Annotated in this window: 16 protein-coding genes; all 16 read right to left on the bottom strand. The window is 27.5% G+C overall.

Annotated elements, in window-relative coordinates; all coding sequences use genetic code 11:
- Positions 1 to 2 precede the first annotated feature (2 nt).
- Positions 3 to 1,310: a flagellar protein export ATPase FliI gene (gene fliI, locus EGD97_RS00820; RefSeq protein ID WP_127836358.1), complete on the bottom strand. Its 1,308-nt coding sequence runs from the start codon at positions 1,308 to 1,310 to the stop codon at positions 3 to 5.
- Between the two features lies 1 nt (position 1,311).
- Positions 1,312 to 2,058: a FliH/SctL family protein gene (locus EGD97_RS00815; RefSeq protein WP_127836357.1), complete on the bottom strand. Its 747-nt coding sequence runs from the start codon at positions 2,056 to 2,058 to the stop codon at positions 1,312 to 1,314.
- On the bottom strand, positions 2,042 to 3,055 hold the full coding sequence (gene fliG / locus EGD97_RS00810; protein ID WP_078681022.1) for a flagellar motor switch protein FliG: 1,014 nt from the start codon (positions 3,053 to 3,055) through the stop codon (positions 2,042 to 2,044). Before fliG ends, EGD97_RS00815 begins: the two co-directional genes overlap by 17 nt.
- 8 nt (positions 3,056 to 3,063) lie before the next feature.
- Positions 3,064 to 4,653: a flagellar basal-body MS-ring/collar protein FliF gene (fliF, locus tag EGD97_RS00805; RefSeq protein WP_127836356.1), complete on the bottom strand. Its 1,590-nt coding sequence runs from the start codon at positions 4,651 to 4,653 to the stop codon at positions 3,064 to 3,066.
- Between the two features lie 26 nt (positions 4,654 to 4,679).
- Positions 4,680 to 4,979: a flagellar hook-basal body complex protein FliE gene (fliE, locus tag EGD97_RS00800; RefSeq protein WP_078681024.1), complete on the bottom strand. Its 300-nt coding sequence runs from the start codon at positions 4,977 to 4,979 to the stop codon at positions 4,680 to 4,682.
- Between the two features lie 11 nt (positions 4,980 to 4,990).
- Positions 4,991 to 5,422, bottom strand: coding sequence for a flagellar basal body rod protein FlgC (gene flgC, locus EGD97_RS00795; protein ID WP_127836355.1), 432 nt, complete (start codon positions 5,420 to 5,422; stop codon positions 4,991 to 4,993).
- A 2-nt stretch (positions 5,423 to 5,424) separates the two neighbouring features.
- Positions 5,425 to 5,826, bottom strand: coding sequence for a flagellar basal body rod protein FlgB (gene flgB / locus EGD97_RS00790; protein ID WP_078681026.1), 402 nt, complete (start codon positions 5,824 to 5,826; stop codon positions 5,425 to 5,427).
- Between the two features lie 212 nt (positions 5,827 to 6,038).
- Entirely contained in the window at positions 6,039 to 6,881 is an 843-nt protein-coding gene (locus EGD97_RS00785) for a flagellin N-terminal helical domain-containing protein (RefSeq protein WP_127836354.1), read from the bottom strand.
- A gap of 199 nt (positions 6,882 to 7,080) precedes the next feature.
- Positions 7,081 to 7,422, bottom strand: coding sequence for a flagellar protein FliT (locus tag EGD97_RS00780; RefSeq protein ID WP_078681028.1), 342 nt, complete (start codon positions 7,420 to 7,422; stop codon positions 7,081 to 7,083).
- An 11-nt stretch (positions 7,423 to 7,433) separates the two neighbouring features.
- Complete coding sequence (gene fliD / locus EGD97_RS00775) at positions 7,434 to 9,329, bottom strand: flagellar filament capping protein FliD (protein ID WP_127836353.1); 1,896 nt, start codon at positions 9,327 to 9,329, stop codon at positions 7,434 to 7,436.
- A 101-nt stretch (positions 9,330 to 9,430) separates the two neighbouring features.
- Entirely contained in the window at positions 9,431 to 9,817 is a 387-nt protein-coding gene (gene fliS, locus EGD97_RS00770) for a flagellar export chaperone FliS (RefSeq protein ID WP_078681030.1), read from the bottom strand.
- 26 nt (positions 9,818 to 9,843) lie between these two features.
- The gene (locus tag EGD97_RS00765; protein ID WP_078681031.1) at positions 9,844 to 10,194 is read right to left on the bottom strand and encodes a flagellar protein FlaG; all 351 of its coding nucleotides are present in this window, start codon (positions 10,192 to 10,194) and stop codon (positions 9,844 to 9,846) included.
- Between the two features lie 60 nt (positions 10,195 to 10,254).
- Positions 10,255 to 10,470, bottom strand: a complete 216-nt coding sequence (gene csrA, locus EGD97_RS00760) for a carbon storage regulator CsrA (RefSeq protein ID WP_078681032.1) — start codon at positions 10,468 to 10,470, stop codon at positions 10,255 to 10,257.
- Between the two features lie 4 nt (positions 10,471 to 10,474).
- Positions 10,475 to 10,900 (bottom strand): flagellar assembly protein FliW, encoded by a 426-nt coding sequence (fliW, locus tag EGD97_RS00755; protein WP_078681033.1) that lies wholly within the window; start codon positions 10,898 to 10,900, stop codon positions 10,475 to 10,477.
- 10 nt (positions 10,901 to 10,910) lie between these two features.
- On the bottom strand, positions 10,911 to 11,855 hold the full coding sequence (gene flgL, locus EGD97_RS00750; protein WP_127836352.1) for a flagellar hook-associated protein FlgL: 945 nt from the start codon (positions 11,853 to 11,855) through the stop codon (positions 10,911 to 10,913).
- A gap of 26 nt (positions 11,856 to 11,881) precedes the next feature.
- Positions 11,882 to 13,618 carry a flagellar hook-associated protein FlgK gene (gene flgK / locus EGD97_RS00745; RefSeq protein ID WP_127836351.1) on the bottom strand — a complete coding sequence of 579 codons (1,737 nt, stop codon included), beginning with the start codon at positions 13,616 to 13,618 and terminating at the stop codon, positions 11,882 to 11,884.
- Between the last annotated feature and the right edge of the window lie 2 nt (positions 13,619 to 13,620).

The following is a 13,620-nucleotide window of genomic DNA, read 5'->3' as shown; positions in this document are numbered from 1 at the left end:
TCCTAACTAAAAATATTTTTTAAAGCTTTTATGCTATTTTTAAAGTCTGTGTGTTCTTTTACATCTTGTTTTAAAAATTTTTCTATAGCTTCATTATAATTTATAGCCAAATCAATTTTTTTACTGCTACCTTTAACATAAGCTCCAATATTTATTAAATCCTCTGCATCTTTATATGTTGAAAGTAAGTCTCTAGCAAAAGAAGCTGCTTTCTTATGTTCTTCATCTGCTATTTCTGACATTAATCTGCTTATACTGCTAAGTATATCAATAGCAGGATAATGATTTTTAGCTGCAAGTTCTCTTGAAAGAACAATATGTCCATCTAAAATACCTCTTACAGCATCAGCTATAGGTTCATTAAAATCATCTCCATCAACAAGCACTGTATAAAAAGCTGTTATAGAGCCTTTGTCAGACATACCTGAACGTTCCATAAGCCTTGGAAGCATAGCAAAAACAGAAGGAGTATATCCTTTTGTAGCTGGAGGCTCACCAATAGCAAGTCCAACTTCTCTTTGTGCCATAGCAAATCTAGTAACTGAATCCATCATTAATATTACTTTTTTACCTTTATCTCTAAAATATTCAGCTATAGCTGTAGCTGTAAAAGCTCCTTTAAGTCTTACAAGCGCTGGTCTATCAGAAGTAGCACATACAATTACAGATTTTTTAAGTCCTTCTTCTCCTAGATCTCTTTCAATGAAATCTAATACCTCTCTTCCTCTTTCACCAATAAGTGCAATAACATTTATATCTGCCTGTGCATATTTAGCAATCATTCCTAAAGTAGTACTTTTACCAACACCACTACCTGCAAATATACCTACTCTTTGTCCTTCTCCACAGGTTAAAAATCCATCTATAGCTCTTACTCCGGTAGGTAAAACATCTCTTATTCTTCTTCTTTTTAAAGGATCAGGAGGATCTCTATCTAATTCATAAAAACTTCCTTCTTTTATATCTTCTCCATTTAATGGATTGCCTAATCCATCCAATACTTTTCCGCAAAGTTCATCAGAGCACTTAACACTTAAAGGTCTTCCTTCAGGAACTACTCTACATCCTGGTGCAATAGCCGTAAGTTCTCCAAGTGGCATAAGAATTACATTATCATCCTTAAAACCGACAACCTCACAAAGTATAGGGCAATCCTTTTGATTATATATAGTACATACTTCTCCAATAAAAGCCTTTATGCCTTCAACTTCAATAGTAAGGCCTATTACATTTTTTACCATGCCTTCTACATACTTTAAATCAGTATTTTGAATTTTACTTTTAAAATAATTAAAATCAATAGACAGCATATTATTCTTTCCCTTCAAAAATTTCTTTTATTTTTAAAAGTGAAGAATCTATACCAACTAAAATTTTCCCGTTACCTTTATCTATAAGTGCATTACCCGGTTCTATACTTTCATCTCCTACAACAAAAACATCACCTAAATATGTTAGTTCATTTTTCCATAAATCTATTTTTGATTTAATCTCATTTACATAAATACTATTACATCTTATAATAAAATTTTGAGAACTTTGAGAACTTTTTAACGCATCAAATATCATATTATTAATAGCTTCTTTATTTAAAACTTCTTTTTTTAATACATTTTCTGAAATAGTTAAAATTAAATCATATATTTCATTTTTTTTGTTTTCTAAATAATTCTCATATTCGATTTTTGCATTTTTTAACATATTTTCTGCTATTGCAATTATGGCATTACTTTTTTCTTTTGCTTCTTCTAAAGCTTTGTTGTATCCTTCTATTTTCCCTTTATTAAAAGCATTTTCATATATTTCATTAACTTTACTTTGAGCTTCTTCTTCTATATTTCTTGCGTCTTCATAAGCTTTAGAAATTATAATTTCACTTTCTCTTCTTGCATTTTGCAGCATTGTTTTTACTAAATTCTCATAGCTTTCTATGTGTTCTTTAGCATCTTTTTCTTTTTCTTCTTTTTTTGTAGCAGGCAGTTCTTCATTGGTAATTATTTCCTTTTCTCCCAAACTTTTAATATTTGTATTTTTTATTACATTATACAATAATTGCATCTTCGCCACCTCTTGAAATAACAATTTCTCCTGCTTCGTCTAATCTTCTTATTATTGCAACAATTTTCTGCTGTGCTTTTTCAACATCAATAAGTCTTACAGGTCCTAAGAATTCCATATCTTCCTTTAATGTAGCAGCAGCTCTTTTTGATTGATTTCTAAATATAGCATTTGCAACTTCTTCTGAACATCCTTTAAGTGCCAGTGCAAGATCTTTAGCTTCAATTTCTCTAAGTATTCTTTGAATAGATATATCATCAAGAGTAATAATATCTTCAAATACAAACATAGATTCTTTAATTTTTTCAGCAAGTTCAGCATTTTCTCTTTCTAATCCTTCTGTAATATTTTTTTCAGTAGTTCTATCTACTTGATTTAAAATATCAACAAGTGTTTCAACTCCTCCTAAAGCTGCCATATCAGACTTGACAATACTTGAAAGTTTAGAATCTAAAACTTTTTCTATTTCTTTTATAATAGCAGGTGATGTATTGCTCATAGAAGCAATTCTATATGCAACCTCTATTTGAATATCTTCAGGCAGTGAAGATAATATCTGTCCTGCTTTATCTGATTGAAGATAACAAAGTATTAAAGCTATAGTTTGAGGATGTTCGTTAGATATAATATTTAAAAGCTGATGAGCATCAGCTTTTCTTGCAATAGAAAAAGGCCTAAATTGCTGAGTTGCCTCTGTAACTTTATCCATAATTTCTTTTGCTCTTTGTGCTCCAAGAGCTTTACCTAAAAGAGTTTTAGCATATTCAATACCGCCTTCTAAAATAAAATCTTTAGCTTTGTTCATTTGTAAAAATTCATTTAATATTTCTTCTTTCTGTTCTGGCTTAACAGATGTTATATTTGCAATTTCATAAGTTATCTTTTGTATTTCTGATTCAGGAAGTTTTTTAATTATTCCTGCAGAGGCATCAGGACCTAAAGTTATAAATAATATAGCTGCCTTTTGAACGCCGCTTAATTTATTTTCTCTAGCCATATATACTGTCACCTCTCATCTTCTGCCAGCCATGATTTTATTATATCAACCACTTGATCTGGTTTTTCAGAAGCATATTTTTTTATTTCCTTTTCTAGATGAAGTTTTTCATTATTGTCATCTAAATCCAAATCAATAGGCTTATATTGATTTTGCGGCATTTGATTTTTGTCCCCTACAACTACATCAATTCCTTTTGGTGATATATTATTCCCTAATGAATCGAATTCTGAGTTTTTCTTTTTACCTTTTCTCATTAAAACTATAAACAAAATAGATAGTAAAAATAACCCTGCTCCAGCTGCAATATACTTATATAATTGCTTCTTTTTCTCTTCTTCTTCTTGTGCTTTCATTTCATCTAAAGCTTTTTTAGCATTTTGTGAATCAGTATCATCAAATACTATGCCTTCTACATTAATAGAGTCTCCCCTTTGGCCATCAAATCCAATAGCACCAGCCACAATGCTTGTAACTTGATTTTTAAGAGAATCATCTATATTACCATTTATAATAACAGAAGCTGTTATTCTTTTTATAGAGCCTGGTGCTTTTTGAGTTTTAGTTTCGCTTTTACTTACTTCGTAATTTGTTGTTTGTTCTTTATGAGTAGAACCCTGTAAATTATTATTTGAATTAACAGCACCATTTGTCATATTATTATCAACAGGACTTTGAGATGTAGTAGTGTTATTCCCATTATTATTTTCTTCTATAATTTTTTCACTTATTGGAGTTCCTTTTGGATCTACCTTAGTAGTTACGTTCTCAACTGCATCAAAATCAAGATCAGCATTAATTTTTACTGTTATATTACGATTGTTAAAAGGTTTTGAAAGTTGTTCTGCAACCTTATCTTCAAGATATTTTTCATACTCTTTTTTCATTTCTTGCTGTTTTAAGGTAGAACTAGTAAGATTAGCAGCATCATCATTAAATAAATCTTTAGTTAAAAGTGTCATTTTATCATCAATAATCTGCACATTCTTACTTGGAAGATTCTTAACACTTCCCGATACAAGTGCAACTATTGCCTTAACTTGTTCATCAGTTAAACTTTGACCTGGTTTCATCATAAGAGTTATAGAAGCACTAGCTGGAGTAGAATCTTTTACAAACACACTATCTTCTGGTAAGACAAGCGCAACTCTTGCTCTTTCAATTTGCGGAAAACTTTTTATGGTTTTTTCTAATTCTCCTTGCAATGCTCTTTGATATTTTATTTTCATTTCCTCATCTGTAGCTCCAAAACTAGTTCCACTGTCTAAAAGTTCCCAGCCCTTACTTCCTGAAGTTAATTGTGGAGCTAACTCAAGCCTTAACTCTTCTTTCATTTCTTTTGGTACATATATAGAATTTCCTGACACTTTATAATCAGTAATTTTCTTTTCTTTTAGCTTTTCTATAACAGTATTTGCATCTGTAGGATCCAAATCAGAAAACAAAATTTCATATTTAGAAGAACTTAAAGAAACAGCTAAATATATAGCTATTACTATTAATCCTGCAAAACTGACTCCCAAAGCTATCTTCTTACCTCTACTAATATTCTCCCATTTACCTTGAAGATTTTTAAAAATCTCCGATAGCTTACTCATTATCTGCACTCCTTACTATAACTCAGCTATAACTGCATTCTTGTGATTTCTTGATATGCTTCTACAATCTTATTTCTAACTTGAACAGCAAGCTCTAAAGACATCTTTGCCTCTTCTGTCTGAAGCATAACATCATGAATATCTACATCTTCTCCTTTTATAAAACTTTCTGTTAAATCTTCAGCTTTAATCTGCTTCTCATTAACTTCGTTTAATTTTTCTTTTAAAGTATCTAAAAAACTTACATTTTCTTCATTTTCTAAATCATCTTTAAATTTTATAGAGTCAAAAATTTTACTATCTGGAACAAAATTATTAATCTTCATATACTATCTCCTTATCTTCCAATTTCTAGTGCTTTTAAAAACATACTTTTTTCAGAATTAATTGCACTTACATTAGCTTCATAAGAACGAGTTGCCGCTATCATATCAGCCATTTCATTTAAAATATTCACATTTGGCATATTTACATAACCATCATTGTCAGCATCAGGATTACTTGGGTCATATACTTTTTTAAAAGGAGAATCATCCTCTTCTATACCTACAGCCTTAACTCCTAATAGATTATTCTCAACTGATCCTGTATTTTTATTAAGTTCTTTATTAAAGTTTTCCTTAAAAACAGCTATTTTCCTTCTATATGGTTGTCCATTTTCACCACGTGTAGTTGAAACATTTGCAATATTTGAAGCTATTGTATCCATTCTTAATCTTTCTGCAGCTAAACCGCTGGCACTAATCCTTAAAGCACTAAAAGCCCTCATTTTTATCTCCTTCCTTCATTAATAACATATCTTTCTAACGCAATTCTACTATTAACTTGACTTATTAAAGCATTATACATAAGAGAATTAGCAGCTTGATTTGTCATTTCATTATCAATATCTACATTATTCCCGTCTTCTCTCATACTTCTTGATGTATCTTGCTCAATTTTTATATTTCCCAAAGATTTACCATCATTAATATGTTTTTTATCTGTAGTTTTAAGATTTAAATTATCAACGCTATTTTTTAAACTTTCTTCAAAAGATACGTTATATCTTTTATATCCTTTTGTATTAATATTAGCTATATTATTAGCAATTACCTTGCTTCTAAGAGATGAAGCATCTAAACTTTTTTTAAGTAACTCGTACACATATTGACTTTTCGACAATTCATTCATTTAAATGCACTCCCTTTTGATGTTATTTTACATATATATCTATATTAAGACTTTGTTTAACATTTACAACTAAATATATTTTACATTAAACAATTTTATTTGTATACCCTAAATTTTTTAACATTTTCGACGTTAATCGACAATAAAAATATGATGACAAAAAACTATTTAAATAGTTTTTTGTCATCATATTTTTATTTAATCTATATTTTTTACTTTTTCATATTTTCTAATATTTTTAATACTTCCTGAGGGAATCTATTAGTTTGAACCATAAGTGCATTACCAGCTTCTATAAGTATATTATTTTTAGCAAATTCTATCATTTCATAAGCTATATCAACATCCCTTAAGTCACTTTCTGCCGACTGCATTTTATCTCCAATTTCATTTATATTAAAAAAACTATCTTCAAATCGATTTTCTAAAGCTCCATATTTGCTTAAAACAGAAGATACTGTATCAATAGCAGTATCTATATTTTTTAGAGTATTATCTATAGAATTATCACTAACTACATCTATATTCCCTAAAATATTATAACTATTTAAATTATACATTGGTATGCTTATTTTATCATCTATATTAAATCCTGCAGGCATATTTATAATAATTGGAGATTTATTATCACTTACTTTATCAAATCCAATAATCTTAACTCCATTAAAATCTGTATTTGATGCTATATCATCTATTCCTTTGGTTAATTCATTAATTTCATTTTGTATAATTTGCTTATCATAAATATCGCAAGTTCCATTTCCAGACTTTACTGCTAATTCTCTTATTCTTATCAGCATTTCATTTATACTTTTTAATGCTCCATCTGCAACTTGAAGCATACTTATACCATCTTGAACATTTTTACCAGCCATTTGCATTCCTCTTATCTGCATTCTAAGCCTTTCACTTTTGGCTAAATCATTTGGATCGTCTTTTGCTTTAGTAACTTTATATCCTGAAGAAATCTTCCCCGAAGATATTGCTTGTTTATCTACTACCTTTGAATAATTTTTATATACATTAAGTGACGCTAAATTATGGCTTAATCTCATGTTATCAACTCCAAAATATATTAAAAAATAATTATATTTTCATTATCGTAAAAATTTTTATAAACTTTAATATTTTTATATAATTATTATTATATAAAAATAGTCAGAGAAAATCTCTGACTATTTAATATATTTTTAAAAAATTAATACTTAAATTTTTATAACTAATAAATTATTATATTATTTATTTAAAATTTTTTTATATTTTTTTACTAAAAAATATTGAATCAGGTTTAAAGTTTTTTTGATAATTGTTATTTGCTCTTTTATATGTTTTAAGCTTATTTATTTCTTCTACTATAAACTGTCTTTTTTCATTTATAAGTATATTTAATTCTCTCTCCATTTCTAAGAGTTTAAGTTCCGAAGATATATTTTTAAAATCTTCCAAATTATAATCAATTTTTTTTATTGTATTAATTACAATTTCTCTTTTGTTAAAAATATCTTCCAACGAATTATAATTTTCTTCTTTTATTTCATTTATTAAGCTTTCAGTTATTTTTTTAAAATTTAATAAATTTTCTCTTAAATTATCCATATATTTCTCCATTAATTACCTGACATTCCAAGCTGCTGATAAAGCCAGTTTGACTGATCGTTTAATTTTTGCATTGCTGTTTCAAGTTTTGAAAATTGCATATAATAATTATTTTCTTTATCTGCAAGCTTTTTATTTAAATCAGAAATAATTTTATCCTGATATTTTATTTGATTTGTTAGTAAATTATTATATTCAGTAAAATCACCTTTAATACCAGCTTTTTCAATAAGTAAACCTTTTTTACCACTATTGTTCCTTGAAGTTCTTATATAATCTTGTAAAATATCATTTATTCTTTGAAAAATTCCTTCATCACTATTTCTGTCTTGCCTTTGACTTTGTGTCAAATTAGGACTGTAAGTTGGCTGCTTTGTAGAAACCTGCATAAAAAGTTTTGCAACTTCATCCCCTTTTTCTGCTAGCATGTCTTTAAGTTTTTGCTCTCCTCCTAAAGTGCTGTCAAATATTATTTTACCCCTTTGAGATATATCACTTGATGTATTTAATCCAATATCTTTTAAGGATAATCCTACTCCTTCTATCTTTTGAAAGAATGCATTTCTCATAGAATAAAGCATGTTTTGAAGATTACTGTCATTTTTTAGCAATCCTTCCTTTGCTTTTTCCTCCCACTTTTTTATATCATCTTCGCTCATTTCCTTTTTTTGTTCATCAGTTAAAGGCTTATAATCATATTGTTTTTTTTCATCAATTTTTTTATTAATTTTATCTACAATTTCGTTATATTTATCAATAAAAGCTTTAATTTTATCAAAAGTTTTTTGAGTATTTAATGTTACTGTAATATCCACACTTTTGTTTGGATCAGCCTGCATTAAATTATAACTTATATTATCTATAGTAAAAATATTTGATGATTTTATTACTAAGGTTGATGAAGATGCTCCAGGAGGTGTTATCTCTACTTTAGCATCTTGTCCATTTTTTATACTGTAATCTTCTGATAATCCTAATGCACTCATTAATGAACTAGTAGTACCATTATCTAAATTTATAGCCATACTGCTACCTGTTGAAGATGTTTTTAACTCAAATTTTCCTGTTAGTTCGCTAAATTTAGCAGTAACATTTCCAGATGTTTTATTACTTATATTTTGGATAAAATCTCTTAACGTACTTTGATTACTAACATCAATTGAAACTAAATTCCCATTGTATGTAAATTTAAATGAGCCAGTTTCATCAGTCATACCTAAATCTGCAAGTTTTGTAGATAAAGATGGATTAATAACTTTTCCATCTAATACATTTAAATTTTCTATTCCATCTACATTTGTTATTTTTATATTTTCTGTAGTTAATGCGTCAAACTTAATATAAGTATTAGATCCATCTATTATTTTACTTACCTGTATTTTCCCTTTCATAGAACTTGCATTTATTTTACTATTAATGTCATTAACAATGTCATCTACAGAATTTAAATCAGATGATATTGTTATTTCAGTATCATTAAGTTTAATTTTTTTACCCTGCCAAATTGAAGTATCAGTAATATTATCAGTTTTATTAAATACAATTGAATTTGAAGTTATATAAGCACTAGAAGCAAGTTGATTTACTTTTATAGTATATTTACCTGATACTGCTCCTGAAACTGCTGTTACTGTTGCAATAGAAGAATCACTGCTCGTATAATCAAAATCAGCATAATTATTTTTAGAAAGCATATTTGTATCTGGCTTTAAAACATCAAAGTAAGTACTTTTAAATGTATTTAAATCACCAATAATTTCTCTATATAAGTCCTGCTGCCACTGAAGTATTTGCCTATCTTGCATCATCTTATCAACTTTAACTTGCTCAGCTTTCATCATAGTCTTTACCATACTATCAACATCAAGACCTGTAGCAAGACCTGTTATTCTTAATGTATTACTCATAAATTCACCACCTTAAATATTAAATATTAAATTATACACTTTTTATATATTTTGTTGATTTAAGATAATAAAGTAATATAGTTTAAATTAATAAAAATTTTTTATTTATAACTTTTAGCTGCTTTATATGCTTCGTTCCAAGTATCTCTTACATCTTCAATTAATGGTATAATTTCATCCATTATACCTGCATCTTTTTTTATATTTGATTCAATTAACTTTCTTATTATAAAATCATATATTTCTATTAAATTCTTTGCCCATTCTCCACCTTTATTTACATCTAAAGATGCTATAAGTTCATAAAAAATATCTTGAGTTTTGATTATATTTTCGTGAGCTTTTTTTACATCATTATCTAAAATAGATTGTCTAGCTATTTTAGAAAATCTGACAGCTCCATCTAAAAGCATTAAGAGAAGCTGTTCCTTTGATGCATAATTTATGCTATTATTTTTATATGTGTTATATGCATTACTGTTTTGCATTTAACTCATCTCCTTTTCGTAAAATTTTACGCCTTTTTATCAAATAAAATCCCTACAATTTCACACATCTTTGCAACCATATCCAATATTTTTTGTGGAGGAATTTCTTTTATTACCTTACCTGTATTATCATCAACTATTTTAATCATAACATCATTTAATTTATCATGTATTTCATATTCAGCATGAGTTTTATTATCTTCTAAAAATTTATTTAATTTATCTACTGCATTTTTTAAATCTTTTTCTTGTATATCTTTTCCCCCAAATATTTTATTGTTATCTTTTACATTATCTAAAGTTTTTTCAGTACTTATTTTAAAATTTTTATCTATACCAGATTCTATATGCATTCCTTTATCAATTTTTAATTCCATATTATCCCCCTATTATTTAAAAAACATAAAATATTATATTTTATGTTTTTTGATATTCAATTATTTTTTTATATTTTTAAGCACTTCACTGTTAAATAATGTAGCATTTTTATTTTCTTCTATTACTTCTTTATATAGTTCTTTTCTTAAAATTGTTATATTTTTAGGTGCATCAATAGACAGTTTTACAAATTTTTTATCTATATTTACTACTGTTATTTCTATATCTTCACCAATTAAAATAGACTCTCCTTTTTTTCTTGTAATAACAAGCATAAACTCACTCCTTTAAAAGAGGATGCTTTATTTTGTATTTTTCATTATCTAATATTATTTGCTCCCCTAATCTTTCTTTAATATTAATTATTATAGGTGCTTTTAAATTTATAGTTATACTGTTAATATTATTGCTTAAAGTAACTGTATTTAATACTAACACATCCTCTGGTGAAGATATTTTAAGTTCTTTTAATTTTTCATCACTTAATTTAAATTCATAATCTTTAAATATTGTAAATGGAGAAGCAACCACTAATCCAATTTCTTCATTTTCTACAGAATGTAAAATGCTAAATATATTATTTTCTTCAACAGAAAATAATATAAATTTATTTAATTTTTCGAATCCAGGAAGTCCTTTTTTAAAATATATTATATCTTCTTCTTTAAACTCTTTTACTCCATGATATTTTGTGTTAAACTTCATAATAGTCCTCCTATAAATAATCAAGAAGGGTCGGCTGAATTACCCTTGCACTTGTTTGAAGCGATGCCATATATACAGTCTGAAGGGTTGCATATTCCATAGTTTTTTCAGTTATATCTATATCTTCTGTTTTAGATAATATTTCAGTTAAATTAAAAGTTTCATCTTCATTTTTAGATTTAGCACTTTCCATTCTATTTTGTTTTGCTCCAACTTCAGAACGTTTTTTTAGAAGATTATCCATAGCTTTTTTTATATCTTCCATATCACTTCCTGCAAGATCTAAAACCCCATTTTCATTATCTAAATCTGATAGTATTTTAGAAAAAGTATCTTTTAGATTTTTTCCATCAAATTCTATAATTTCTGACGCTGAAACATTGTAATCTATTGTAACACCTGGAGATATTTCTACTTTCATTTTTTGATTTATTTTACTAATTTCACTTTGTATATATGATTCATCATTTGTATCTATATTATATTTCAAATTTTTATTTCCATTTACTTCATCAGTTATAACAGGTTTTGTAGTTGTTCTAGTACCACCAAATATATATTTACCATCATAACTAGTATTTAATATTTGTGTAAATTCTTCTATTCTTTCATTAAATTCATCCTTTATTGACTGTCTTTCAGTACTACTATAAGCTGCATTTCCAGATTGCATCAAAAGCTCACTCATTCTTTGAAGTACATTCCCAAGTTGTCCTAATGCTGTATCTGTAATGTCAAGCCAATTTATAGTATCGCTTATATTAGAATTATATTGCTTATTTGCATTTATATCTGTATGAAGCTGCATAGCTCTTGCAATTTTTGCAGGATCATCAGAAGGTTTTCTTATTTCTTTACCTGAAGTCATCTGTTCTTGAATTTTTTGCATATTTTTAAGATTTGTTCTCATATCAGCTAAAAAACTATGAGATAGCATTTTATTAGTAACTCTCATAATTATCATCCCCTTATAAATAATTACTATCTTATTAGTCCATTTATAACTACATCAAGGAGTTGATCAACAGTAGCAATAATTTTTGCATTTGCAGCATAAGCATGCTGATATTGTATAAGGTTTGCCATTTCTTCATCGATAGATACTCCTGATACAGATTCTCTTGTCATTTTAAAGCTTTCTAAAAGAGATTCTTGGTTAGCAACCATTCGTTTTGCTTCTGCTCCTTGTACTCCAAGCCTATCTATAATATCTTTAAAATAATCATCTATTTTCATTCCATTATTACTGTTTTTTAATTCAATAGTTCTATTTTCATTATTTACTTTTATTAAATTGCCACCTTTATTAAATAAATCTTCTCTTGAATTAATTGTGCTTCCTATATCTTGAATTTTTATAAAATTGTTTCTAAGCTGTGCTATAGCAAGAGCCCTTGTTCCTTCATTTTCCCCGCCATTTTCATCAAATGCTGTCTTAATTTTCATTACATCATCTACAATTTCTTTATTTATAGAAATATTAGCAGCTGTAATATTTTTTTCAGCTGAAAGTACATCAGCAATATTTGTTAATATATTTTTCCCACTATTAACGGTATATGATGCAATATCACCATTTACAAAAAACGGAAGAGTATCTTCTTCTGCCTTCTCACTATTACTATGTAGAGCATTTACAGTAAAAGCAAGTGCTTTAGCTATTTTGTCAAGCTGATCCATATAATTTTCTACATCTTGAAAAACAGTTTTGCACCCCATAAGCTCCCCATTAGAAGGTCTATATATGGCACTTTTGTTTCCTGGAATTTCTATAGGTTCACCATTATAATCTGTCCAAATAATTCTACCTGTTTCAAGTTCATTTAAATCTTCTTCTGATAAATTATTTAAAATTAATTCTCTTTTATAATTATCACTTGATTTATTTCCAAACTTATAGTAAGTTATTTTATAACTATTTTCACCTATTTTTTCTATTTCATCTACATAAGATAATTTATTAACATTAGTGTTGTTTTCGGATTTAACAATATTAATACCTTCTGTTTTAATATCTAAACCATAAAAATTGTTTTTATCTATTGTAATATTGAGTTTAATGCTTAAATCATCTAAAAGTTTGTCTCTTTTGTCCATTAAATCATTAGGCTCTTGCCCTGCAATTTTAACTCCCATAATTTGCTGATTTAATTTATCTATTTGTTCTATAATATCATTGACTTCAAAAACTGTATTCATTATAACTTGTTTAGAATTTTCTTTAAGTTTATTAAGCTGGTTTGCAGTATGATTTAACTCATCTGCCAAAGCCTGTGATTGATTAACAACTATTGTTCTTGAATTAGAACTTTGAGCATCTGCTGAAAGAACATGCCACGAATCAAAAAAATTTCCTATTAATGTTGAAATTCCTGTATCTGAAGGTTCATTTATAATGTTTTCTATTTGGCTTAAAAATTCATCTCTTGCAGAAAATTGTCCATAAGTACTATTTTCTACCCTTACTTGATAATCTAAAAAGCTATCTCTTACTCTTTGTATTATTTCAACCTGTGCACCTGTCCCAAGCTGTCCAGCTTCAAATGCACTATTTAAAGAAAGCACATTTGAAGGTCTTGTAGTTTCAATTACAGCTCTTTGTCTTGAATAGCCTTCTGTACTTGAATTAGCAATATTATGAGAAGTTACATTAATTGCTGTCTGTTGTGCTGCCATTCCTCTATTTGCTATATTAAGTATTGAAAATAATCCTGACATAT

It is taken from the genome of Clostridium prolinivorans (assembly GCF_004011155.1).
In the GTDB taxonomy this organism is placed as follows: Bacteria; Bacillota; Clostridia; order Clostridiales; family Clostridiaceae; genus Clostridium_AT; species Clostridium_AT prolinivorans.
This window is presented reverse-complemented; position numbering and strand designations above follow the sequence as displayed.